18 protein-coding genes and 1 riboswitch are annotated in these 25,043 nt (G+C 44.8%); of the genes, 1 reads left to right on the top strand and 17 read right to left on the bottom strand.

Features of this window, described 5'->3' with window-relative positions; genetic code table 11:
- Positions 1–5 precede the first annotated feature (5 nt).
- From gyrA to ACTNDQ_RS08275, 8 genes are all read right to left on the bottom strand, one after another.
- Positions 6–2,558 (bottom strand): DNA gyrase subunit A, encoded by a 2,553-nt coding sequence (gene gyrA, locus ACTNDQ_RS08310; protein WP_279198586.1) that lies wholly within the window; start codon positions 2,556–2,558, stop codon positions 6–8.
- 14 nt (positions 2,559–2,572) lie between these two features.
- Positions 2,573–4,498 (bottom strand): DNA topoisomerase (ATP-hydrolyzing) subunit B, encoded by a 1,926-nt coding sequence (gene gyrB / locus ACTNDQ_RS08305; protein WP_441064383.1) that lies wholly within the window; start codon positions 4,496–4,498, stop codon positions 2,573–2,575.
- 487 nt (positions 4,499–4,985) lie between these two features.
- Entirely contained in the window at positions 4,986–5,849 is an 864-nt protein-coding gene (gene rsmI / locus ACTNDQ_RS08300) for a 16S rRNA (cytidine(1402)-2'-O)-methyltransferase (RefSeq protein ID WP_441064382.1), read from the bottom strand.
- A 791-nt stretch (positions 5,850–6,640) separates the two neighbouring features.
- Positions 6,641–7,381 carry a tRNA1(Val) (adenine(37)-N6)-methyltransferase gene (locus tag ACTNDQ_RS08295; protein WP_059086497.1) on the bottom strand — a complete coding sequence of 247 codons (741 nt, stop codon included), beginning with the start codon at positions 7,379–7,381 and terminating at the stop codon, positions 6,641–6,643.
- Positions 7,371–8,264: a PSP1 domain-containing protein gene (locus tag ACTNDQ_RS08290; RefSeq protein WP_021651243.1), complete on the bottom strand. Its 894-nt coding sequence runs from the start codon at positions 8,262–8,264 to the stop codon at positions 7,371–7,373. The genes ACTNDQ_RS08295 and ACTNDQ_RS08290 overlap by 11 nt, the downstream gene beginning before the upstream one ends.
- Before the next feature lies 1 nt (position 8,265).
- Positions 8,266–9,255 (bottom strand): DNA polymerase III subunit delta', encoded by a 990-nt coding sequence (holB, locus tag ACTNDQ_RS08285; protein ID WP_015526578.1) that lies wholly within the window; start codon positions 9,253–9,255, stop codon positions 8,266–8,268.
- Between the two features lie 101 nt (positions 9,256–9,356).
- Complete coding sequence (locus ACTNDQ_RS08280; protein ID WP_021651241.1) at positions 9,357–9,944, bottom strand: hypothetical protein; 588 nt, start codon at positions 9,942–9,944, stop codon at positions 9,357–9,359.
- A 12-nt stretch (positions 9,945–9,956) separates the two neighbouring features.
- Positions 9,957–11,396: an aminotransferase class I/II-fold pyridoxal phosphate-dependent enzyme gene (locus ACTNDQ_RS08275; RefSeq protein ID WP_441064381.1), complete on the bottom strand. Its 1,440-nt coding sequence runs from the start codon at positions 11,394–11,396 to the stop codon at positions 9,957–9,959.
- A 224-nt stretch (positions 11,397–11,620) separates the two neighbouring features.
- On the opposite strand from ACTNDQ_RS08275, the gene ACTNDQ_RS08270 reads away from it, so the two are divergent.
- Positions 11,621–12,601: an Abi family protein gene (locus tag ACTNDQ_RS08270; RefSeq protein ID WP_441064380.1), complete on the top strand. Its 981-nt coding sequence runs from the start codon at positions 11,621–11,623 to the stop codon at positions 12,599–12,601.
- Between the two features lie 190 nt (positions 12,602–12,791).
- On the opposite strand, the gene ACTNDQ_RS08265 is transcribed toward ACTNDQ_RS08270, so the two are convergent.
- From ACTNDQ_RS08265 to ACTNDQ_RS08225, 9 genes are all read right to left on the bottom strand, one after another.
- Positions 12,792–13,328, bottom strand: a complete 537-nt coding sequence (locus ACTNDQ_RS08265) for a Uma2 family endonuclease (protein ID WP_129975837.1) — start codon at positions 13,326–13,328, stop codon at positions 12,792–12,794.
- A 100-nt stretch (positions 13,329–13,428) separates the two neighbouring features.
- On the bottom strand, positions 13,429–14,118 hold the full coding sequence (locus ACTNDQ_RS08260; protein ID WP_015526575.1) for a response regulator transcription factor: 690 nt from the start codon (positions 14,116–14,118) through the stop codon (positions 13,429–13,431).
- Complete coding sequence (locus tag ACTNDQ_RS08255) at positions 14,111–15,268, bottom strand: sensor histidine kinase (protein WP_441064379.1); 1,158 nt, start codon at positions 15,266–15,268, stop codon at positions 14,111–14,113. Before ACTNDQ_RS08255 ends, ACTNDQ_RS08260 begins: the two co-directional genes overlap by 8 nt.
- 163 nt (positions 15,269–15,431) lie before the next feature.
- Positions 15,432–16,634 (bottom strand): methionine adenosyltransferase, encoded by a 1,203-nt coding sequence (gene metK / locus ACTNDQ_RS08250; protein ID WP_441064378.1) that lies wholly within the window; start codon positions 16,632–16,634, stop codon positions 15,432–15,434.
- Between the two features lie 86 nt (positions 16,635–16,720).
- Positions 16,721–16,822, bottom strand: a riboswitch (SAM riboswitch).
- Positions 16,823–17,012: 190 nt separating this feature from the next.
- A complete protein-coding gene (locus ACTNDQ_RS08245) occupies positions 17,013–18,575 on the bottom strand; it encodes a pilin N-terminal domain-containing protein (protein ID WP_441064377.1) in 1,563 nt (520 codons plus the stop codon).
- Complete coding sequence (locus tag ACTNDQ_RS08240) at positions 18,559–19,467, bottom strand: class C sortase (RefSeq protein WP_441064376.1); 909 nt, start codon at positions 19,465–19,467, stop codon at positions 18,559–18,561. The genes ACTNDQ_RS08245 and ACTNDQ_RS08240 overlap by 17 nt, the downstream gene beginning before the upstream one ends.
- A 3-nt stretch (positions 19,468–19,470) precedes the next feature.
- Positions 19,471–20,331 carry a class C sortase gene (locus ACTNDQ_RS08235; protein WP_432364125.1) on the bottom strand — a complete coding sequence of 287 codons (861 nt, stop codon included), beginning with the start codon at positions 20,329–20,331 and terminating at the stop codon, positions 19,471–19,473.
- Positions 20,332–20,434: 103 nt separating this feature from the next.
- On the bottom strand, positions 20,435–22,033 hold the full coding sequence (locus ACTNDQ_RS08230) for an isopeptide-forming domain-containing fimbrial protein (protein WP_441064375.1): 1,599 nt from the start codon (positions 22,031–22,033) through the stop codon (positions 20,435–20,437).
- 67 nt (positions 22,034–22,100) lie between these two features.
- Entirely contained in the window at positions 22,101–24,941 is a 2,841-nt protein-coding gene (locus ACTNDQ_RS08225; protein ID WP_441064374.1) for a SpaA isopeptide-forming pilin-related protein, read from the bottom strand.
- Positions 24,942–25,043: the final 102 nt, after the last annotated feature.

Genomic DNA, 25,043 nt, shown 5'->3' with positions numbered 1-25,043 from the left:
CGACCTTATTCCTCTTCACTGCCTGTAACAGCTTCCTCTGCAGAGTCTTCTTCGTTATCGCCGGTTTCTCCGTCAGCTTTTTCGGTAGTTGTATCTGCTTCCGGATCTTTATCTCTTACCTTGGCGATACTTGCAACGGTTACACCCTCTGTAAGATTGATCATCTTCACACCGGAGGTGATCCTTCCAAGAACAGAGATATCCGCACACTGCAGACGGATAATGATACCCTCTGTAGTGATCATCATGATCTCGTTCTCTTCGTTGACAGCCTTGGCACCGACAACATTTCCAGTCTTCTCGGTGATCTTGTAGCACTTCACACCCTTACCGCCACGGTTCTGGACAACGAACTCACTCATAGCTGTACGTTTGCCCATTCCGTTCTCGGAAACTACAAGCAGATAATCTCCCTGAGTGTTCAGCTGCATGGCAACAACTTCATCACCGTCAGTAAGATTCATACCTCTTACTCCCATGGACGCACGGCCTGTGCTGCGGACATCTGTTTCCTTAAAGCGGATACACTGTCCGTCCCTGGTCACAAGAATAATATCTTTGTTATTATCAGTAGCCTTAACCTCGATCAGCTCGTCATCATCACGGAGAACGATTGCTGTAAGACCTGTCTTACGGACATTCTCGTAATCCCTGATCGGAGTTTTCTTCACAAGGCCTTTCTTGGTGGCCATCATCAGATAATGACCCTCTTCATATTTACGAAGCGGGATCACAGCTGTGATCTTTTCTCCCGGTGCAAGCTGCAGAAGATTGATGATCGCAGTTCCTCTGGCTGTACGACCGGCCTCCGGGATCTCATATGCCTTCAGTCTGTATACACGTCCTGTATTAGTAAAGAACATGAGATAATGGTGCGTCGTCGTCATCAGAAGCTCTTCGATATAGTCATCCTCAATCGTCTGCATACCCTTGATTCCTCTGCCGCCACGGTTCTGGCTGCGGAAGTTGTCAACGGTCATACGCTTGATATAACCAAGCTTTGTCATTGCGATCACTGTATTTTCTCTCGGGATCAGATCCTCTGTAGAGATATCATATACATCGTATCCGATAGAAGTCTTTCTGTCATCGCCGTATTTCTCTGCAATGGCAAGGATCTCCTCACGGATCACCCGGAGAAGGAGCTTGCGGTCAGCAAGGATTGCCTGGAACTTGCGGATCTTCTCCATAAGCTCTGCATACTCAGCCTCCAGCTTCTCTCTTTCCAGACCTGTCAGTGCACGGAGACGCATATCCACGATTGCCTGTGCCTGCACATCTGTCAGCTCAAAACGTTCGATCAGCTCCTGCTTGGCGATCTGTACGTTGCGGGAACCACGGATGATGCGGATCACTTCGTCAATATTATCAAGTGCCTTCAGAAGACCCTCCAAAATATGGGCTCTCTCCTGTGCCTTATTAAGATCATACTGTGTTCTTCTGCGAACTACATTCTCCTGATGCTCCAGATAGTACTCCAGCATCTCTTTCAGGTTCAGAACCTTCGGTTCCATACTTCCATGATTCGGAACAAGAGAAAGCATGATTACGCCAAAAGTATCCTGCAGCTGTGTATGCTTGTAAAGCAGATTCAGGATCACGTTGGCATTGGCATCCTTACGAAGATCAATACAGATTCGCATACCCTCACGGCTGGAATGGTCGTTCAGGTCTGTGATCCCGTCGATCTTTTTGTCACGGACAAGCTCTGCGATCTTCTCGATCAGACGTGCCTTGTTTACAAGGTACGGGAGCTCGGTAACCACGATACGGGATTTACCGTTTGGCAAAGTCTCGATATTCGTCACCGCACGGACACGGATCTTGCCACGTCCGGTACGGTAAGCTTCCTCGATCCCTCTCGTTCCGAGGATGGTCGCTCCTGTAGGGAAGTCCGGTCCCTTTACGATCTCAAGAAGCTCCTCCATAGCTGTTTCTCTGTCTTCTTCTACAATGTTATCAATGACCTTAACAACTGCATTGATAGTTTCACGAAGGTTATGCGGCGGAATATTGGTTGCCATACCTACCGCAATACCTGTAGTACCGTTTACCAAAAGGTTCGGAAAACGTGCCGGAAGCACAACCGGCTCACGCTCTGTTTCATCAAAGTTCGGCTGAAAATCAACCGTATCCTTGTTGATGTCAGCAAGCATCTCCATGGATATCTTGCTGAGACGTGCCTCTGTATATCGCATGGCAGCCGCACCGTCACCATCCACGGAACCAAAGTTTCCATGTCCGTCAACCAGCGGATATCTTGTGGACCATTCCTGAGCCATATTGACCAGCGCACCATAGATGGAGCTGTCACCGTGCGGATGATATTTACCCATGGTATCACCGACAATACGCGCACATTTTCTGTGTGGCTTGTCAGGACCATTATTCAGCTCGATCATAGAGTACAGAACTCGGCGCTGTACCGGCTTCAGACCGTCTCTTACATCAGGCAAGGCTCGTGAGGCGATAACACTCATGGCATAGTCGATGTAAGATTCCTTCATCGTTTTTTCCAGATCCACTTCGTGGACTTTGTCAAAAATATTATCTTCCATTCTTCTTTATTCTCCTAGATATCAAGATTCTTAACGAATCTTGCATTTTCTTCGATAAATTCACGTCTTGGCTCTACCTTGTCTCCCATAAGAGTGGTAAATGTCAGATCGATCTCAGATGTGGCAGCTTCGTCCATGGTCACACGGAGAAGGATTCTCTTCTCAGGGTCCATAGTAGTCTCCCAGAGCTGCTCGGCATCCATCTCACCCAGACCTTTATAACGCTGGATCTTATTGTTTCCGTCACGTCCGATCTCGGTAAGGATATTGTTCAGCTCATCATCGTCATATGCATACCATACCTTTTTGTTCTTCTCCACTTTATAGAGAGGAGGCTGCGCCAGGTATACATATCCCTGCTTGATCAGCTCCGGCATGAAACGATACAGGAAGGTCAGAAGCAGTGTTGCGATATGCGCACCGTCAACATCGGCATCGGTCATAATGATGATCTTGTGATAACGAAGCTTGGAAATATCAAAATCCTCATGGATTCCGGTTCCGAAGGCAGTGATCATTGCCTTGATCTCTTTGTTTCCGTAAATCTTATCCAGACGTGCCTTCTCAACATTCAGGATCTTACCACGCAGTGGAAGGATCGCCTGTGTGGCACGGTTTCTCGCTGTCTTGGCAGAACCGCCCGCGGAATCTCCCTCTACGATATAGATCTCACAGTTCTCCGGATTCTTGTCAGAACAGTCTGCAAGCTTTCCAGGAAGTGACATACTGTCCAGTGCGGATTTTCTTCTTGTAAGGTCACGTGCCTTTCTGGCTGCCTCTCTGGCTCTCTGTGCAAGAACAGATTTCTCAACGGTAGCCTTGGCAACTGCAGGATTCTGCTCCAGGAAAATCTCCAGCTGTTTACTTACAACACTGTCTACCGCACCTCTTGCCTCACTGTTTCCAAGCTTCTGCTTGGTCTGACCCTCAAACTGCGGATTCTCGATCTTAACACTGACGATCGCAGTCAGGCCCTCACGGATATCATCACCGCTTAAGTTCGGCTCACTGTCCTTGAGAAGCTTGTTCTTACGTGCATAATCATTAAATGTATTGGTGATCGCATTACGGAAACCGGTAATGTGTGTACCTCCCTCCGGTGTATTGATATTGTTTACAAAGCCATAGGTGTTCTCTGTATAGGAGTCATTATGCTGCAGCGCAACCTCTACAGACACGCCGTCCTTCTCACCCTCACAGTAAATGATCTCCGGGTAAAGAGCCTCCTTGCTTCTGTTCAGGTAGCTTACAAACTCACGGATACCACCCTCATAGTGGAATACCTTCTCGCGCTCCAGTCCCTCTCTCTTATCCTCCAGAACGATACGAAGACCCTTAGTCAGGAAAGCCATCTCACGAAGTCTCTGTTTCAGTATATCATAATCATAAACAGTCTCCTCAAAGATCTCCTTGTCCGGAAGGAAATAAACCTTCGTTCCTGAAAGCCCCGGATCACAGTCACCTACCACCTTCAGCGGGTACATAGTCTTGCCACGCTCATATCTCTGTCTGTATTCCTTGCCCTCCCGGTAGATGGTAACCTCCAGCCATTCGGAAAGTGCATTTACAACAGATGCACCAACACCGTGAAGACCACCGGAAACCTTATATCCTCCACCGCCGAACTTACCGCCTGCGTGAAGAATGGTAAATACAACCTCAACTGCCGGAATACCAGCCTTATGATTGATGCCAACCGGAATACCACGACCATTATCTGTAACTGTAATGGAATTATCCGGATTGATATCTACATGGATCTCCGTACAAAAACCAGCCAGTGCTTCATCGACTGCGTTATCCACGATCTCATATACGAGATGATGAAGTCCACGGCTGGAGGTACTTCCGATATACATTCCAGGCCTCTTACGTACGGCTTCCAGTCCTTCCAGGATCTGGATCTGATCCGCGCCGTATTCTGTATTCTCTGCGCCCATGTCATTCCTCCTGTTCTTGTCGTCCGGACGTGTTTGAAAATTCATTTCTGCAGAACCATAGCAGCTTCAGAAATCATTACATCAAATCCTGAGCAAGATAAACTGATCCGTTAATTTCAGGAAATACTGTATTCTCATTTTGCAGAAAGCAATTCTCAAACCCGCTCCGGAAGTGTCATTTATACCTGTAAAATAAATATTTTTTACATACGAATACAGAGTTTATTATAGCACAAAAAAGCCTGTATTTCCACGCAAAATCATAGGAAATACAGGCAAAAAAGTATCTTATTAAATGCAATCCCAAAACACAGCACAATATGGTCTATACTGCAAGCAAATCATTTCGACAAAATCCGCACAGTACTTTTTATTACCACAATAAAAAAAGCCACATACGCTCCCAAAAATCCCTGGTCACAGTATGCAGCTTATTCAATCATCCACGATCACGTTACCTACGATCCGTACCACAATTTACACCTGATCATTCAGCAGAATCTTCTCCATCCAGAAGCGCCTTATAAATATCCCGCTTGGAAACACCACGATCCCTGGCAGCAAGCTTCATGGCATCCTTCCTGGGATTCCCCTGCTGCTCATACATCGCCACATGCTCCGCAATGGAAATCTCCTCCCAGGAAGCACGCTTCTCCGCCTCCATCTCACTGCGGCTCCTACCCTCGATCACAAGAACACACTCACCCAGCGGCTTCTCATCTTTATAAAAATCCATCAGATCATCGATCGTAGTCCGGAATGCCGTCTCATGCTTCTTGGTCAGCTCTCTGCAAAGAGTCATCCGGCGGTTGCCAAGCGCCTCTCTGAGCTCACCAAGAGTCCGTACAAGCCTGTGAGGTGCCTCATACAGGATAATAGTCCTGGTTTCACAGGAAAGCTCCTCCAGGATCGTTTTTCGTTCTTTCTTATCCGCCGGAAGAAAAGCCTCGAAAGCAAAACGCCTGGTATGCAGGCCTGACAAAGTCAGAGCAGTGATACAGGCAGCAGGACCCGGAAGTGAAGTCACTTCAATTCCGGCTTCATAACACATGGCGGCAAGCTCCTCCCCGGGGTCTGAGATACCCGGAGTACCTGCATCTGTGATCAACGCAATGTTTGTACCTGCCAGCAGTTTTTCCACGAGGACATGGCCCTTATCGATCTTATTGTATTCGTGGTAGCTGGTCATGGGGGTTTTTATATCAAAATGATTCAGAAGTTTTATGCTGTTGCGGGTATCCTCCGCAGCGATTAAGTCCACTTCCCGAAGGGTTCTTAGTACTCGAAGGGTGATGTCTTCGAGGTTTCCTATGGGGGTGGCGCATAAGTATAGTTTTCCGTTTTGTTTCATATTTTCCTCTTTTCTCGCTTGACCGCGGGGAGTTTTTTCCACTTGGCCGTGGGGGAGTTGTTTTGCTTGACCGCGGGGGATATTCCGCTTGACCGCGGGGGTTTGTTTAAGTTTGGGAACTTTGAAAACCGCAAAGGGGCCGCAAAGCCGCGCCCCCTCTGCACACCCCTTGGGCTTTTTTTAAGTAGTGCAAGGGATTCGCTGTTCTTATTTGTTGACTTGTGTCTGTATGCTTCGGTATTCAGCGCGCTACTCTGTGCCGATGTTGTTTTATTTCTTCACTTTCTCTGTGGTTCACTTCTGGCAAAGTGCCTGTATTCTTCAATACTCAGCGCGCCATGCTGTGCCGATATTATTTCATTTCTTCACTTTCTCAGTGATTCACTTCTGGCAAGGTGTCTGTATTCTTCGATACTCAATGCGCTACGCGTTGCGATCTCTCGCTTTGAATCTCAGGCGAGGGGAGACAGGCTGCTGGTGGTGACGTTAGCGGAGTCCCCGTCAGCGAGGTGAGGATAGCTGCTGCCACCGAGCGCACTGTTTGAGCGAAGCGAGTTTGCGCGAATGGCAGCAAACCGGCGCCGCAGCCGAGCAGAGGGCGCAGCGTGTCACCACCAGCAGCCTGCCTCCCCTCGCCGTCCCTTCACCAACCGAAGTACCACAGCCACCACTACCTCCCAGCCATCCAGCGCAGCGCCGATGGCCCAAAACCTCCCGAGCAGCCACCCAATCTCTCACAACCAACCAAACAACCAACCAGGCAGCCACCCTAAGCCACAACATCACAACATTCACACCATCCGATACAACTCCAAAACATCCTCCGTATAAACCCCAGGCCGCTCATAAACCACCAGCGGCCGCTCAACCCGGATTCTGGAATTCCCGCCCTTACAAGCCTCGATCAACACCATATTCGGCTCCTTATCAATAAAAGGATACACCAGCTGCATCCTCTTAGGCTCCAGCTTATACTTCGTCAAAGTCGCCATCAGCTCCACCAGCCGAAACGGCCTGTGCACCAGAAAAAACCGCCCCCGGTCCTTCAGGACCCGTGCAGCCTGACAAGCCACATCATCAAACGAACACAAAATCTCATGCCTCGCGATCGCCTTCGGAAGATGCGGATTCGTCAACCCATGCTGCCCGATCATATACGGCGGATTACACGTCACCACATCAAAAGAAGCCGCCCCAAAAATCCCGGCAGCCTCCCTGATATCACCCTCAACGATCCGAACCCTGTCCTCAAGACCATTATACCTCACACTACGGTCAGCCATCTCCGCACACTCATGCTGGATCTCCAGCCCCGTGAAATGCTCCCCATCCGTACGATCAGAAAGCAAGATCGGAATGATCCCCGTACCGGTCCCCATATCCAGCGCAACCTCACCCCTCTTCACCCGGGCAAAACCAGACAACAGAACCGCATCCATCCCAAAGCAAAACTTCTTCGGATCCTGGATCACAAACAACCCATTCTGAAGATCATCCACACGCTCACCGCAATAAACCAGATCACTTCTCATTCGGCTTCGAATCTCCCTTTTTAACCTCTTTCTCCTCGTGGTCAGCAGAACCACCCTTACCTTTTTTTCTCTTAGGGCGGAACCTCAGATCACGGACCGGAAACTCCTGGATCTCCTTCTCATCATTCACCTCAACCACGATCTTAACCATCTGCCGGAGAACATTCACACTCTGGACCGTACCCGAAACACCCTGCGGCGTCGTTACCATATCACCGATACCCGGAAGATTCCGGTTCAGCTCCTCATAAGTCTCCTGCTCATTCTTCAGACAGCACATCAGACGACCACAGACACCGGAAATCTTCGTCTGGTTCAGAGAAAGATTCTGCTCCTTCGCCATCTTGATGGAAACCGGCGCAAACTCCGAAAGATACGTATGACAGCAAAGCGTCCTTCCACAGATACCAATACCGCCAAGGATCTTCGTCTCATCACGGACACCGATCTGACGAAGCTCGATCCTGGTCTTAAACACAGACGCCAGATCCTTAACCAGCTGCCGGAAATCAATACGGCCATCCGCTGTAAAATAAAACAGCACCTTGTTATTATCAAAGGTATACTCCGCATCAATCAGCTTCATATCAAGCCCATGCTCACGGATCTTCTTCTTGCAGATCTTAAAAGCCTCTTTCTCCTTCTGGCGGTTCTCAGCCTCATGATCCTCGTCCTCCTTCGTTGCAACACGGAGAACCTCCTTCAGCGGATGGACCACCTCGTCCTCCTTCACGCTGCGCGGCTCCAGGACAACACGGCCATACTCCACACCACGGGCAGTCTCCACGATCACATGATCGCCGACCTTCACCTTATAATTCTTAGGATTAAAATAATAAATCTTACCAACGTTACGAAATCTGACTCCAACTACCTTTTCCATTCTATTTCTCCCTAATTGTCAGGAACAGGAGCTCCAGGGCAAGTTCGAGATTAACATTGGCACGGAGACGCACCTTCGTCTTCTCCAGTGCCTCAAGGATTTTTTCGATATTCTCATAAGAACGCTCGCTGGCCTGCTCTCTGATAAAATTAATCTCCTGTTTAAAAACCAGGTTGTCAATTTCCCTTGTTGCCTTAAACATCAGAACATCGCGGAACCAGAACTGGAAAATATCCAGATAATCATTGATATTATTCTTATCAGCAGTCAAAGTCTTGATCGCCTCTGTCAGCTCATAAACCTCCATGGAATTGGCATATTTCAAAATCTTCAGGGCATTGGCAGTCATATCCGCAAACTCCTGAGAAGTCGCAGCCTCCTTCGCCTTGCCGATACTGCCCTGCGCATAAGACGCATCGATCTCAGCCTGATAATCCGGCACCTGAAGATGCTCCATCAGATATTCCTTCACAAGACTGTCATCCACCACCTTCAGATCCAGACGCACACATCTGGAACGGATCGTAGGAAGAAGACTGTCGATATTGCTTGTCAGCAGCATGATCACCGCATATTCCGGCGGTTCCTCGATAGTTTTCAAAATGGCATTCTGCGCCTGCACCGTCATCATCTCCGCATCCGGAATGATATAGATTTTATACGGACTGCAGTACGGCTTGATATCCACATCACGCACAACCTGGTCACGCACCTCGTCAATGCTGATGCTTCCAGGTTTCTCATGAGTTACTGTAATGATATCCGGATGATTCTTGCCGATCACCTTCTTACAGGAATCACAAGTCATACACGGTTCAGACTCTCCCGATTCACACTGCAGCGCTGCCGCAAAAGTCCCCGCAAGAAGCTTCTTGCCGGATCCCGGTTCCCCTGTAAAAATATAAGAGTGGGATACCTTCCCTGTCTCTATCGCATTCTTCAAATGCCTGATTATATCGTCATGCCCGATGATGTCATGAAATCCTGCCATAAGAATCACCTCTTTCTGCCTTTTGTGCCCTCCGTTATACCCGGCGGACATCTTTCAACTAATTATAACATAATCTTCTGTATAAAAAAAACTATTTTTCCTTATTGTACAGATTTTATATAATTTACGATCTCCTTCACACATTCATCCAGATTATGATTCTCAAAACGCTTCCATATACCTGCTTTAAGAATATTTTCCTCGGAAAAATCATTCTGGTCTGCAAGAAAACGCCTGCACATCTCCTCGTACTTCGGCACCTCCTGGGTCTTCTCCCTGGCAAGCGCACGCTCCAGACGCTCTCCGTCTTCCACCTCTATATAAATAGGCCACATCACTTCATTGCCGTAATACTCCCGGAGCCTCACAAAAGACTCCAGTGTACCGATCCCCAGATAACTGTCATTACCCACAGACACCTGCCCGTCATCCGCAGTAAAATATGTCCACGGCCCGTAAACCGTCTGATAAGTACGCGCCTCGATCAGCTTCCCGTTTCTTCGGAACTCCTTCAGTTTATTCTCATCTGCAAAAAAATATTCTCTTCCGTTCTCCTCTCCATCCCGGATCGGACGGGTAGTATAGATCACAAGCCGCTTAAGCCCCAGCTCCTGATTCCCCTCCAGCTGTCTGTAAATACTGTCCTTACCGGAAGAGCTTTTTCCCATAATGTAAAAAATCTTTCCCATATGTCTCCTCTGTTACATCTCATTTCTCACAACACACACCGTCTCACTGGTCTGGTCGCTCAGGCCCTGGACCTCAAAGCCCTGTTCCAGGTATCTTCTCACATTTTTTACGAAATGTCCAGAAATCTGTTCCCCCGGAACGATCAGCGGGATCCCCGGCGGATAAAGATACGCAAACTCCCCGGACGTACGTCCGATACACTCGTCCAGCGGACACCGCTCACTCTCCGCATCCATAGCCTGGGAGATCCGCATGATCTGCTTCATTTTTCCGTTTTTCAAAGGCTCCTTCTCCACAGCCTCTTCTCTGTATTTTAACGATTCACGGCGGTCGATCTCTTCAATAGCATCACAAAGCCGCTCAAAACCCTCCGCCGTATCACCCACAGCCGCCAGCGCCAGCACATAATTCTCCGCCTCCATCTCCATTTCCAGATGAAACTCCCTCCGGAGGATCTGATGCAGCTCCCGGCCGTTCAGCGAACTGTTCACAGTAGAAAGCAATATCTTGGATCTGTCAAAATCAAAAACCCTCTGGCACTCACATGCCTGCGGCGTTACCAGCCGGATATACTTACACTCGGAAAGACGCCTGCGTGCTTTTTCCAGATTCTCCGTAAACACACGGAACATCTCATCCCCCTCACGCTCCAGCTTATCCATGCACGCATCAATGCTGCTCATAAGAATATAAGAAGGACTGCTGCTCTGATAGATTCCCAGAAAGCGCTTCAGTTTTTCCCGGCTTACACGATCACTGCACAGGTGGATCACCCCCGTCTGGGTCAGACAGGGCAGCGTCTTATGCACACTGTTGATCACCACATCCGCGCCAAGCTGCGCCGCAGACACCGGAAAATAATCCGAAAACCGAAAATGCGCCCCGTGAGCCTCATCCACGATCAGCGGCACACCATAGCGATGCGCGATCTCCGCGATCCTAGCCACATCCGACACGATGCCGTCATAAGTCGGTGAAGTGATCAGCACCACCTGGATCTCCGGATTTTCCGCCAGATACATTTCCACACGGCCGGGTGAAATCCCTCCGTTTATCCCCAATTTCGGATCCTCATGTGGATAAATATACGTGGCACTCAGCTCCCGCAGATAAATCGCATGGTAAACCGCCTTATGGCAGTTCCTTGCCACCAGGATCTGTCCCCCCTTATCCACAGCCGCAGACACCGCCGCCAGGATCGCCCCGGAGCTTCCATTAATACTGTAAAAACTCTCCGGCACACCATAAAGCCGTGCGACATCCTCCTGGGCCCTTTTCAAAATATCCTCAGCATGATGCAGGTTATCAAACCCGTCAATCTCCGTAATATCCCTCTCCACCGGAAAATCCTCCTCCACAGCCAGCGGATTCCTCTTATGCCCCGGCATATGAAACGGATAAAAATCACTCTTACCGTACGCTTCCAGTTTCTTGTATAATCTGTCTTCCATAGTTCGTCCTTTCAAAAAATCCACCTCTGTTACTTTCCTCATATCAATATCACAGTTAGTTTCATTATACCTGAAACGAATTTTTCTGTCACTGACGATTATCCATATTTCAGATTTTTGCATCTAAGTCAGATGTATACCGTGGTAAATCTTAAATATTCATGTTATAATCCACATTAATACTTTCACTCTATGAATTCCAGATCAGCAGAAAGAAGATTTTTATGAATAACAAAAATATAAAACCAAAGCAAACTGCACATCAATTAATCCAAAAAATGAATTCTGAAAAAGGAATCAGTTTTAAATATACTTCCAAATCCCAGGCTGAAACTTATCTTACAGATGTTAATAACTACCTTAGAACCGCTGCATATCGTAAAAATTACCAAAAACATACGAAGGGCATTAATACTGGAAAATATATTAATTTGGATTTCGCATATTTACAAGAATTATCAACTATAGATATGCATTTCCGTTTTATTATTTCCAAAATGTGTCTGGATATAGAACATGCTCTAAAAGTCCAAATACTTAAAGATATAGAAAATAATCCTAATACTGATGGTTATGATATAGTAACAGATTTTTTATCGCAAAACACTTATATCATTGGAAAGCTTGAAGCTAACAGTGCTTCACCTTTTACATATGATTTAATCCATAAATATTTTTCTATTCAAAAAACTTATAATCCAGTAAAAAAGAAAAAAGAAAACAAAATTACTCAATATAATGATTGCCCTGTATGGGTCTTACTAGAAATGCTTACTTTTGGTGATTTTATATCATTTTATAAATTCTATTATTCATCTGAGAATTTCTCTAAATTGTCAGTTTCTGTTATAAATCTAGTCAAAAGTCTCAGAAATGGTGCCGCACATAACAATTGTATTTTAGCTGACTTGGCACACGGAACTTCATATGCCCCAAAGGAAATAAGCCAGGCAGTTTCTTTGATTACTTCCATAAATTCCAATCAAAGAAGAAAAAAACTTTCATGTCGTCCTATGCTTGAATTTACAGCTTTACTTTATGCATACAAATCAGTTGTTTCTGATAAAGTTAAATATCATAGAATAAAAGAACTCAAGGATTTATTTTTTAATCGTATGCTTGTTAAAAAAGGTTTCTTCAAGAATAATGACTTAATAAAAAGTAATTATGACTTTGCCTGCAAAATTATAATGGCATTTTTCTAATACTCATTACATAATTTGTCGACAAATTTTCGCAGTAAACAGGTTGACAAAATATCATCTCGCACATATAATAATTTCAGAATCAAAAAACACTTTGTGTTTTTGTAAGGACGGCGTTGCGACGGCGTTCTATTTTTTTGCCAAAAAACAAGGAGGGGCTATCACCAGACGATATTCCCCTCCATTTTTATCACATCTCAGCAAAATCGATCCTCAGATCCTCATAGATCCCCACTTTGATCGAATCCTGAAATGTATACTGCTCCGTATCCTCATTTTCAAAATCATACACCATTACCAGCTTCTTCACAGGATCCACGATCCAGTACTCTCTCACACCGGCAGTCCTGTATTTGAACAGCTTGGTATAATAATCCATACGCCTGCTCGCCGGAGAAACGATCTCGATGATCCAGTCCGGAGCCCCCTTACATCCCCTGTCATCCAGCTTATCCGGATCACAGATAACAGAAACATCCGGTTCCACATAAGTATTCGTCTTCTCATCCAGATACACCGCAAACGGTGCGGCAAACACCTCACATTTCCCCTTGTTAGAATCTATATAGTTACCTATCTTTCTGGACAAGATACTTGAGATCCTCTGATGCATCGTATTCGGCGGCGCCATATAATAAATATGTCCATCGATCAGTTCCGCTCTTTCACCCTCCGGCAAAGCATAAATATCCTCTATCGTATAAATTCTTTCCCTCAACAGCGGCATATCTCCACTCCTCTCAAAAGCACCCGACAGATCATACACCATCATTCCGATCTGCACTCATACCCCTGCAGCAGCTCCATCCGAAGCCTTCCCCGCAGGCTCACACCTTAAACCGGTACCCCACACCCCAGATCGTCTCAATATACTGAGGCTTGGCCGTATTAAACTCGATCTTTTCACGGATCTTCTTGATATGCACCGTAACCGTAGCGATATCACCCACAGACTCCATATCCCAGATCTCCCGGAAAAGCTCCTCCTTTGTAAAAACCCTGTTCGGATTCTCAGCCAGAAAAGTCAGAAGATCAAACTCCTTGGTAGTAAACGTCGTCTCCTCACCATTGACCCACACACGCCTGGCCGTCTTATCGATCTTAATACCACGGATCTCGATCACATCATTCTTATGCACATTGGAACCAACCAGCCGGTTATAACGCTCCATATGCGCCTTCACACGTGCAACCAGCTCACTTGGGCTGAACGGCTTGGTCATATAATCATCCGCGCCAAGACCCAGTCCGCGGATCTTATCGATATCATCCTTCTTGGCCGAAACCATAATGATCGGCGTATTCTTCTCCTCACGGACCTGCCGGCAGATATCAAAGCCATCCACCTCCGGAAGCATCAGATCCAGGATGATCAGATCAAACTCCTCCTTCATGGCACGTACAAGCCCCGTATCACCACGGTTCTCGATCTCCACCTCAAAACCCGAAAGCTCCAGATAATCCTTCTCCAGATCCGCGATCGCTTCCTCATCCTCTATGATCAAAATCCTACTCATTCATCGGTACCTCCTGATATTTTCTGAGAACAAAATACATGATCGTTCCGATCCCCAGCCGGCTTGTAGCCCAGACCTTTCCACCATGATCCTCCATGATCTTCTTTACGATGGAAAGTCCGATACCGCTTCCTCCCTTGGAAGAATTTCTGGAAACATCGGTACGGTAAAAACGGTCAAAAATATACGGCAGATCCTTGGCGGCAATCCCCTTGCCGTTATCCTCGATCTCCACCTGGATAAAATCACCCACATCCTTCACCCGAAGCTGGATGATTCCCCTTGGCTTCTCCATATACTTAATGGCATTACTCACGATATTATGGATCACACGGCGGATCTGCTCACCATCCGCAATAACCTGCACACCCTTCTCCACATAATTGGCATACACAAGCTCGATCCCCCTGGTCTCCATCTCAAGCCCAAGCTCCTCCGCACAATCCGAAAAATAATCCTCCACATTCAGCTTGCTGAACGTATACGGAATACGGTTGGTATCGATCTTGGAATAAAAGGTCAGCTCATTGATCAGATGATCCATCTCATTGGTCTTATTATAAATGGTACGCACATACCGGTCCATCTTCTCCGGCGTATCCGCCACACCATCCATGATTCCCTCCACATAACCCTTCACCGCAGTGATCGGCGTCTTCAGATCATGGGAAATATTGCTGATCAGCTCCTTATTCTCCTTATCCATCAGGATCTTCTCTTCCGTGGACTCCTTCAGACGCTTACGCATCTCCTCAAAATCCTGGCAAAGCTGGGAAAATTCATCATTCCCCTCAACCTCCAGCACAAAATCCAGATTCCCCTCCTTGATGTTCTTGGTAGCCTTCTTAAGCTTCACCAGCGGAACCGCAATACTCCGATAGATCCACAGCCCTACGGACAACGCGGTAAAAACAAGGATGATCGTTGCGGTCAGGATCATATCCTTGGCCATCAGCCTCACCTGGCTGCTGGAAGACTGCGCCAGCGAAATATCATAGACCATCTGGCTGGAATCCGAAGCCTGGCTGCTGCTCTCCTGCACATGCTTCGCCTGCGTCTGGCTGAACCCGTACAGACTTGCGGAAAAAAGAAGCAGCGGCAGCAGGATGATCACAACGAAGCCCACAATAATACGTGTTTTTAACTTCATCTGTATCTCCGTCCTTTATAAATTCACACATTCACATACACGTATTATAACATAAACTATATTCCCTATCTCTAAATTTTCTATAAAAAACCCCATCTCACCATGCAAGAAGCCCCCGGTACTGGCACTACCGGGGGCTTCACTCTTTATTCTTCTGAAACGATTATTCGTAGCTGTTGCAAAGATACTTCTTCAGAGTCTCAACCTTGTCCAGATGCTCCCATGGAAGATCAACATCTGTACGGCCGAAATGACCATAAGCAGCAGTCTGCTTGTAGATCGGACGACGAAGGTCAAGCATCTTGATGATACCAGCCGGACGAAGATCAAAATTCTCATGAACGATCTCAACAAGCTTGGTCTCAGAAAGCTTACCGGTTCCGAAAGTATTCACACTGACAGATGTCGGATGAGCAACACCGATCGCATAGGAAAGCTGGATCTCGCACTTGTCAGCAAGACCTGCTGCAACGATATTCTTTGCAACATAACGGGCAGCATAAGCAGCAGAACGGTCAACCTTTGTGCAGTCCTTACCGGAGAAAGCACCGCCGCCATGACGGCCTGTTCCACCGTAGGTATCAACGATGATCTTACGTCCTGTCAGACCACTGTCACCGTGAGGTCCGCCGATTACGAAACGGCCTGTCGGGTTGATGAAATATTTGGTATCAGCGTCAACCATATCAGCCGGAATGATGGCATCAAAAACATATTTCTTAATGTCCTCATGGATCTGCTCCTGAGTAACATCCGGGTCATGCTGTGTAGAGCATACAACAGCATCGATTCTCTTCGGTTTGCCAGCCTCATCATACTCAACGGTAACCTGAGTTTTTCCATCTGGTCTTAAATATTTCAGAGTACCATCTTTACGAACCTTTGTCAGCTGCTGAGCCAGCTTATGTGCCATGTTGATGGCATATGGCATATACTCCTCAGTCTCATTGGTAGCATAACCGAACTGAAGACCCTGGTCACCGGCACCGATGGAATCCAGCTCGTCCTCGTTCATATCATCTTCTTTCTGCTCAAGAGCTTTGTCAACACCCATAGCGATATCTGTGGACTGTTTGTCAAGAGCTGTGATAACTGCACAGGTATCTGCATCAAAACCATAATCAGCATTGTCATATCCGATCTCACGGATCGTATCACGAACAATCTTCTGGATATCAACATTAGCCTTGGTTGTAATCTCACCCATAACAAGTACAAGACCTGTTGTAGTAGCAGTCTCGCATGCAACACGGCTCATCGGATCCTGCTCCATCATAGCGTCAAGGATGGCATCAGAAATAGAGTCGCAGACTTTGTCAGGATGTCCTTCAGTTACAGATTCAGATGTAAATAAAATTTTTTCCATGTTCTTCTCCTTTTGTAATAAAACAACGGTTATAGACATAAAAAACAGCCCGTACAATCCGGACTGTTTAAGTTCTGTAAACAATCCTCTTATTGTTCGATTGCTCGCTCAGGTTGGCACCTTCCAGATCATTCCGGGGTTGCCGTGGCTTCACAGATCCTTTGTATCTCCACCACTCTGAATAAAAGGCTATCTTTTATAAAATTACTGCAACACATACAATATACTTCTCATCCCTAAATGTCAAGAAATTTTTTCTGCAAAATTCTCTTTTGATAAAAAAAAGACAATATCATGAAAACCTGTTGTTTATTCCACAAAGAAAGACCAGACATTTCTGCCTGGCCTTTCCTCATGAGCATCCTCTATGAGGAGCTCTTATTTTTTCTTTTTTCTCTTTACCGCAATTCCTGCTGCACCACCAATTACCACTGCTGCTGCAAGAATTCCAACCCATACGCCAATCGGTGTATCATCTCCGGTCTTTACAGAAGTACGTCCTGTCGTTCCTCCGTTATCAGATGTACCACCGCCTGGTGTATTGTTATCCTGAGAAGGTGTCACAGAAGGCTGTGTTCCCGGTGTCGGTGTCGGAGTCGCTGTCGGATCAGGTTCTGTCTCCTGGCTGTTTGTAATCTCAATGCTGTTGATATAGCTTTCGCTCTTATTCAGAACTACATCGCCTTCACCACTTACGTCAAACAGGAATGTGTCCTTATCAATCGGATTTCCTTCTTCATCTGTCTCCATTACTGTATAAGTAACAGAATCCGGTTCCTCATTTGCCTCGAAAGAAACCTCGGCCCTTACTGAACCATTCTGTTCAAGTTCTACATTATTGATCAGTGTAAGTGTTCCATCAGACTCTTCTCTGAAAATACCGGCATAGAAAGTATCCGCTACTGTATCTTCGTTTCCGTCGACAAGGACTTTCTTGGTAATATCAATATATCCTCTTAAGGAGAATCCATCCGGAATAAAGTAATAGTAGTTATTTACATAGGACACGGATTCCGCGGTACCACTCCTGCTGACTGTAGCTTCATTGGACTCATTCTCATCAGGATCTGTAACATTGTAATAAAATGTATTTCCGTCCTCCACTTCGATCACATCATTGATCGTCATCGGATCTCCGTTTTCATCCAGCTCAAATATATAATAGGTTCCATCCGGCACATTGGACCAGGTCGCTGTTCCACTGTGTGCATTGACAAGATGAATATCCTTCATATAATCACTGCGAAATGGAATGGTTCCATCTTTATCCAGAAACAGGCCAACCTTATAAACCGCATCATCTGCTTCCATGTCAAGAACATCAAAATTCTTGTCAATATAAAACAGCTGCTTGGTAACCTGAATTTTCGTTTCTTTTCCACTGTCATTTGTTACAGCTTTCGGATATGCCTGAACATCATAGGTCCATCCGGTTCCCTCTTCTGCAAAAGGAACCGAAAGAAGCATTGGGGAAACAGACACCTTACCATCTCGGTTATCCTGTACAATCAGATACATGCCTTCCTGCTGATTGCTGTACACGATTTTTCCCTGTGCGTCTGACTGTTTTTCAATTCCGGTAAGCCCGATTTTTTTTACTGCGGCAGAAAGAGTCTCTGCGGCAGAATACCAGTCTTCCGCTGTTTTCAGATTTTCAAAATCGACTCCCGTAAACTGAAGCGCACTGTCTGCCACAAAATGCACATTTCCATCATAGGATACACTTCCTACTTTATAGAGTGTCAGCTTTACATTTGGAATCGGTTTCTGGGTTCCGTCATCTCCGGTTTCCTGAACGGTCAGGCTGATATTTCCTGTTTTTCCAGCTTCATAATTGCCGGCCAGAACAATCTGTGACAGACTGCCGATCAGCATTATGCCCATCACCAGAAATGCCAGAAAACTGCTAAAAAAATTTTTCCGCTTAGTTCTCTTTTCCACTTTTTTCTGCCTCCTCTTTTTCTCCCGATACCCGCCTCTTTTCACCGCGACGGACAATCAGATAAACCAGCAGTATCAGGATAACAAGCACTGCACTTCCCGCAGCCAGAACCTTCCTTGGATCTGTCTTTGCAAGCATCTGCGGAATTGTCTCATTACTTTCCTCTTCTTCCACATATTCTGTACGGATTCCCCGCACCAGAAGTCTGTGTGTATTTACACCATATGGGGTACAGGTGACAAGGGTTACAAGATCTTTTCCTTCTACAATATCCAGTTCACTGGTTTCGTCCGGAAGAACTGTCTTGATCTGGTCTACTTTATAAGCCAGGTTTTTTCCAAGAATATGCAGAATAAAAATATCTCCCACTTCCATCTGATCCAGGTCTGTAAAAAGTTTCGCATTGGGAAGCCCTCTGTGCGCCGCAAGTACCGCATGTCTGCTGGCACCTCCAATTGGAAGGCTGGTTCCTTCTACATGACCTACACCTTTTTCCAGGACATTTTTGCTGAGGCCATGATAGATTGCAAGTTTTGCCTGAATTTTGGGGATTTCGATACTTCCCATCAGACCGTCCCCGTTTGGATCAAGAGCCTCATCATAAGGATGTGTCGGTTCATAATCCTCTTCCTCATCAAAAGCATCCACAATGGAATTCACCGGATGTTCCGCATTATATTCTTCTGCCTCTTTCCAGAGCTTTTCATAATTCTCTTCCGAAAGATTGGAAGTCGACTGTTCATATTTGCTGATCAGTTTTGCATTTCTGTACTGATTCCACATATCACTGACTGTAGGATAAAGAAAAATTCCTGCCCCTGCCAGAAAGACTATGGCTATAAAAATATTCAGGACAACATTTCCTTTTTTCTTTTTTTTCTTTTTAGTCATATATTATTTCCTGCGTCGTTTTTTGTTCTGAACAGAATTGAACACTGTTACGAGAACAACTGCAATTACAATTCCGATCACAACACAGAGAATAAGCATTGGAAGTGACGGATTGGTAACCCCGCTGACTTTCTTCTCTGATTTCTGAGCTTCTTTTGCAGCTTCTACTGTTGTTCTGTGTCCCCTCACAAGAAGTCTGTGTGTATTTACCGCATACGGAGTACAGGTAACAAGAGTCACATAATCTTTTCCTTCTTCAATTGCCAGGGACTCTGTCTGATCCGGCAGAACCGTCTGAATCTGATCTACTTCATAGGCAAGTGTCTGATTCAGAATATGCAGATAAAAAATATCTCCTTCTTCCACAAGGTTCAGATCTGTAAAAAGCTTTGCACTGGGAAGTCCACGATGTGCGGAAAGAATTGCATGGGTGCTTTCTCCGCCAACCGGAAGACTGCTGCCAAACAGATGTCCGGCACCTTTCTCCAGCGATTCATCGGTTGTGTAATGATAAATCGGGACTTTTACATTAATTACCGGAATCTCCACATATCCCATCATACCATCACCATTCAGGTTGAGAAGAGATTCGTATGTACTGTCTTTCTCTCCATCTCTTACAGAAAAAGCATCCGGTACACTTTCCTGTTTAATCTGTTCATTATATTTCTCTGCTGCCTTCCACATGCTGTCAATCTTCTCCGAATTCTCGTCCGAAGAAACACTGCTGCTATATTTGCTGATCAGTATATTGTCCCTGTGTTTGTTCCAGGCATTGCTGATCATCGGATACAGCAGTATGGACAATCCTATCAGAAACAGCAACCCAAGTCCAATATAATTTTTCTTTTTATTCTTTCTCATAGGTTTCTCCATACTGTTGTATTACCGTTTCCGGCCTCCGAAGAGGCCGGGCGGTAACTGATTTACTTTAAATATTTCTGATTTTGAAAATGATCCGTAAGGATTACTCCTCAGATCCTCTTCTGCGGCTGATGAAGAAAGCACCAGCTGCAACAGCCATAACTACAACACCGATAATAGTGAAGAGGTATGTTCCCATTCCACCTGTGGATGGAAGAGTACCCATCTTGGTATTCTTGATCTTTGTTACGTGGCTTTCGCCAATAATTTCTTCGATAACACCATTATCATATGTTGCTTCATAAGTAGATGTTGTCTTTCCATCAATTGTAATGGAGTAAGAAGCCAGAGTACCATCAGCATTATATTTTGGGGTAATCACTACTGTATGTTCCTGTGTATCAAGAGTAAATCCTTCCGGAGCTACAGTCTCGACAAGTTTGTAAGTACCTGCATCAAGACCTTTGAATGTCATATAACCATTCTCGTCAGTTGTAGCTGTATAAACCTTGTTGGGATCAGTTGTGCTTGTAAGAGTAAAGGTTGCACCTGCTCCTACATGTATTTCTTTGGAAGAATCAATCTGAGATTCACTCTTTGTGGAAATAACTTTTTCATTCTCATCAACTTTTACAAGCTCTGTTGTTGTTCTGTTCGCTGTTTCGCTGCTTCCGTTGATATTTCCATCGATTGCAAATGTGTAGTGGTATGTTTTCTTCTCATCTGTTCTTGCAGTTGTATCGCTTGACGGACTATTTGTATACTCTACATATACAGTATTGGTATGTGCGTCAAAGTTTACTTTTTCTTCCTCTGTTAATGTAGCTGCATAAGTTACTTCTACATCTTTACCACCGTTATTAAGAATAAATGCCTTTTTAAACTCCACTCTCAGAGTCTGATCCTGAGCAGTTAATGTAAATGTATCATTGCTAGCTGTTACTGTCTGATCCCCTACTTTTACAACAACGGAATCTGCATTTACGGAAAGTCCGTCTAATGTATCGTGAATTGTATATTTTACCTGAGAAGTATCAGTATTATATTCAGCACTGTACTCCGGAATTTTTGAAGTAATTTTGTAGTTTACAGTATCACCGATTGCTACATCATCACCTTTATTGTTTCCAGAACCTGGATTTACAATTACTTTATCTACAGTTACATCATTGGATTTTGCATAAGGATTATCTCCCTCTAATGACCAACGATCAGCTGCATTTACCGGATTAGATGTCATAGTGTTATCTGTTCCGTTTTTGCTGTAGTAAACACCAGCAAGCATCGGGTTGTAAACTTTTGCCGGTGTTTTTGTGCCAGCAGTTACAAGAATAATCCAGTATCCTGCGTTAAGCTGTCCGGTATAAGTAGTTCCATTACCACTAAGTTTCACTCCATCCGCACGGCCTGCAACAACCTTTGCCAGAGCTGCAACCTCATCAGCTGTCGGAGCTAAAACATCCCCAATATCATAACTGGAATCTACTTTCTCATATCCCAGAAAACCTTTTCCAGCCTGATATCTTGCTTTTGTAATCTGGTATGCAGTTACTGTTAAACCTGCTTCTACGTTATTAACAGTAACTTCTGCAGTGTCTGTTGCTTTAGGCTCCTGGCCAGCAGCAAAGACTGCAGTGCACATAGACAGAACCATAATGGCTGTCATTAATAATGCACCAATTTTTTTGAATAAATTCTTCATAATAGTTCTCCTTTCTTTATATGCCTTTCTTTTTCATTCTCCTCATATGTCATTTACAATTAATGAGTTACGACCTCTTTGCTTCTTCCTCCCTTCGTTTACTATTTATAAACAACAAGAGTGCAGTTGCAAGAATCGCCACACCACTGATTGTAAATCCATAGATTCCGGGGCCACCGGCACTCGGTAAGTTATAAATTTTGTTGTTTTTGATTGTCAGTACGTTACTTCCATCAGAAGAACTTAAGGACCACATGGCATTTTCAGTCTGAAGTGCATTGCCATCTTCGTCTGTAAGAATGATCGTTCCGTTTTCCTGTCTGAAGTAAATCTGATCTGCCAGTAAAGTGCATCCATCCGGTGCCTTTATCTCTTCCAGGTAATACTGCCCTGAAGAAAGATTTCTCAGAGCTTCTTCCTGCTGATCGTTATCAATCACAATTGGCTCTGTATTGACCTTACTGTATGCGGTTCCATTTTCGTCTTTCTTATACAGATCAAATTCCGCACCATTCAGTATTGTTACCTTACCGTCTGTACTGTTTAAAATCTTAACCAGGTCAAGATCCGCAGTATTTTCTGTGTAGGTGTTTTCAATTGCAACTTCTGCATTGCGGCCATCTGTAATTTCATAGGTTCCTGTTGCAAACATTGCCCACTGTTCCGGATAGTCAAAATGCAGGATGTTCTGGCAGTCATATTTGATTTTTGCACCTCTGAAAATCAAAGTGCCCTCAATGCCTTCTCCACTGTAGAAATAACAGTTATCCAATGTCGCGTTATTATCAAATTCGTTAATGGATTTAATAATATTTATAATCGCCAGTCTTTCATCAATACTTGCAGGATTTCGGGTCCATACAAAGGTTCCCTGACCCTTGGTCAGTTTTGCCACAATTAAATTCTGTACACCAATTTTGTAATTATGTTGATTACAACTTGTGACTCTGTCTTTTGCTGTATACTTATAAGTCGAAGCCTCTGTGATAACATCCACACCATTCTGTTCCGGATTCTGAACAGTGGTTCCATTGATCTTTACTTCCGAAGTATATCCGTTTTTGTTGTAATTGCTCTCTGTAACGTGATACGTACCTGTTCCACATCCCTCAATTTTCCAGGTATAAGTCCAGGTGGTACCGCTTCCTGTTACGAACGCATCCCTCCTTAAGTAAAGATCCTGTGTGAAACCAACATAAGTATTGGTTTCTGTATCCAGTTTCTTTCCGGTTACTGTGATCTTATATGGAGGATCTGCTTTTGCAAGTTCTCCAATCTCAGCATCCGTAAGACCTTCAAATGTTTTTGATATTCTGATAAATGTCTGATCCTGTTCCTGGCCCTGATTCTTAGGAGTATTGGTAACAACCACATTTGCATCCCGACCAAGTTTAATGCTTCCATCTGCTGTATTACCCTTAGCGTCTGTAACCACAGATGTATCAGCATTATTCACTGCTTTGTCAGGAGTATCATACTTCTCGGAATCCAGATTTACCTCTTCAACCCGGAAACTTGTCCCGGAAAGAATACTTGTTACTGCAACTGTGTATCCGGCAGGTACGCCGGTTACAATTCCATCGTCTGTTGTCTTACGGCCACAGACGATGGCATCACTTCCATTGAATGCCAGTGCACCGGAAGCATTGTAATACCAGTAGTTGTTATCTTCATCCAGCAGATAATAATCACCATTTGCATATGGGACTAAAACATTATTCTGATTGGAAAGCTGAATGCGGAAACTGAAGGTATCCTCTACAAAAATATCATCTTTGATCTTCTTGGTAATCCGAAGTTCTCGACTGTTGGCTGCCGAACAGTTATTGGTATAAACCACAACCGGTCTCATACTTACTTCTTTTTTATCAGTTTCAACGCTCTTGATTACTCCCTTTCCAGACTCCTGATTATTTTCATCATACTCTGTATAACCTGTATCATTAATCGTGATCTGGCTGTATTCATCAGACTTTACTCCAATTTCTTTTACATAATATTTCCTGTTCGCCTGCAGCTCTGTAAAAATTGCAGATTCATCTGGTTTCAGATAAAATACATTTTGATACTTCTTTCCGTTGATGATCTCACCAGTACCATCTTCACCATTACAAAAAGTAATCGCTTTATCTTTTACCGGCTTGCCGGCATTTCCATAATATGCAGAACTGTTTAAAAGCTCATATTCTGTATCTGAATATGTTTCATTTCCATTTGCACCTGTACTTAATGCTTTCTGTGCATATAACTGGAATGCAAATTTTACATTACTGTATTTTTCCTTGTCAGTATTGCTGAGCTCTTTTCTTACTTCAACCTGGCCGCTTGGAATAACCTGAATATTGAACTTCACATGAAGGTTTGAAGCACCTGCACCTCGTTCCATGTAAAACATCTTAAATGTATGGGTCGTATAATCCTTAAATGTATTTCCTGTGAAATAATTTCCAACCTTGCTCTCATCCCAACCTGTTCCATCCGGAAATACTCCTGCTGTCTGGAATATTGCTTTCAGTGTAGTGCTGGATTCCACCGGGTCATTATCTGTCTGGCAATCCTTCCAGCTTACAACGCCTGTATTGAAGTTGATCTTACCGGAATGTGCATCATGTACACCTCCAATATCAAGAACCAGCACACCATCAATATAGATCCACATGTCATCGTCGCCGTTGAATTCATAGATCATATCCTGCTTGGTTGAACCATCGGGAAGTGTTGCTTTTCCATTCTTTGGCTGCAGGAAATTAGCTCCCATATACATGCTGAAATAATAATCGTTTGTTCCCTGAGTCAGATAAAGTTCTCTGCCTTTTTCCGGATCAGTATCAGCTAACTTCTTTCCATCTTCGTCATATAGATTCGCATTTGTTGAAAATTTTCCATTTGCGATTTCATTATATGGCATGAAATTTCCACGTTTATAAAAATATCTGTCTTCGTTTTTCGGCGTTCCGATCACATCATAAACTGTAAACTTTGAATTATTATTTTTACTCTATAGTCAATT

This window comes from Blautia massiliensis (ex Liu et al. 2021), from assembly GCF_052064225.1.
GTDB lineage: Bacteria > Bacillota > Clostridia > Lachnospirales > Lachnospiraceae > Blautia_A > Blautia_A fusiformis.
The sequence above is the reverse complement of the archived record's forward strand: the minus strand, read 5'-3'. Positions and strand labels throughout refer to the sequence as shown.

Excerpts from the sequence above, each read along its gene's own strand:
- gyrA (WP_279198586.1), bottom strand. The coding sequence starts at position 2,558 with ATGGAAGATAATATTTTTGACAAAGTCCACGAAGTGGATCTGGAAAAA.
- gyrB (WP_441064383.1), bottom strand. The coding sequence starts at position 4,498 with ATGGGCGCAGAGAATACAGAATACGGCGCGGATCAGATCCAGATCCTG.
- rsmI (WP_441064382.1), bottom strand. The coding sequence starts at position 5,849 with ATGAAACAAAACGGAAAACTATACTTATGCGCCACCCCCATAGGAAAC.
- ACTNDQ_RS08295 (WP_059086497.1), bottom strand. The coding sequence starts at position 7,381 with ATGAGAAGTGATCTGGTTTATTGCGGTGAGCGTGTGGATGATCTTCAG.
- ACTNDQ_RS08290 (WP_021651243.1), bottom strand. The coding sequence starts at position 8,264 with ATGGAAAAGGTAGTTGGAGTCAGATTTCGTAACGTTGGTAAGATTTAT.
- holB (WP_015526578.1), bottom strand. The coding sequence starts at position 9,255 with ATGGCAGGATTTCATGACATCATCGGGCATGACGATATAATCAGGCAT.
- ACTNDQ_RS08280 (WP_021651241.1), bottom strand. The coding sequence starts at position 9,944 with ATGGGAAAGATTTTTTACATTATGGGAAAAAGCTCTTCCGGTAAGGAC.
- ACTNDQ_RS08275 (WP_441064381.1), bottom strand. The coding sequence starts at position 11,396 with ATGGAAGACAGATTATACAAGAAACTGGAAGCGTACGGTAAGAGTGAT.
- ACTNDQ_RS08270 (WP_441064380.1), top strand. The coding sequence starts at position 11,621 with ATGAATAACAAAAATATAAAACCAAAGCAAACTGCACATCAATTAATC.
- ACTNDQ_RS08265 (WP_129975837.1), bottom strand. The coding sequence starts at position 13,328 with ATGCCGCTGTTGAGGGAAAGAATTTATACGATAGAGGATATTTATGCT.
- ACTNDQ_RS08260 (WP_015526575.1), bottom strand. The coding sequence starts at position 14,118 with ATGAGTAGGATTTTGATCATAGAGGATGAGGAAGCGATCGCGGATCTG.
- ACTNDQ_RS08255 (WP_441064379.1), bottom strand. The coding sequence starts at position 15,268 with ATGAAGTTAAAAACACGTATTATTGTGGGCTTCGTTGTGATCATCCTG.
- metK (WP_441064378.1), bottom strand. The coding sequence starts at position 16,634 with ATGGAAAAAATTTTATTTACATCTGAATCTGTAACTGAAGGACATCCT.
- ACTNDQ_RS08240 (WP_441064376.1), bottom strand. The coding sequence starts at position 19,467 with ATGACTAAAAAGAAAAAAAAGAAAAAAGGAAATGTTGTCCTGAATATT.
- ACTNDQ_RS08235 (WP_432364125.1), bottom strand. The coding sequence starts at position 20,331 with ATGAGAAAGAATAAAAAGAAAAATTATATTGGACTTGGGTTGCTGTTT.
- ACTNDQ_RS08230 (WP_441064375.1), bottom strand. The coding sequence starts at position 22,033 with ATGAAGAATTTATTCAAAAAAATTGGTGCATTATTAATGACAGCCATT.
- ACTNDQ_RS08225 (WP_441064374.1), bottom strand. The coding sequence starts at position 24,941 with ATGCCATATAATGAAATCGCAAATGGAAAATTTTCAACAAATGCGAAT.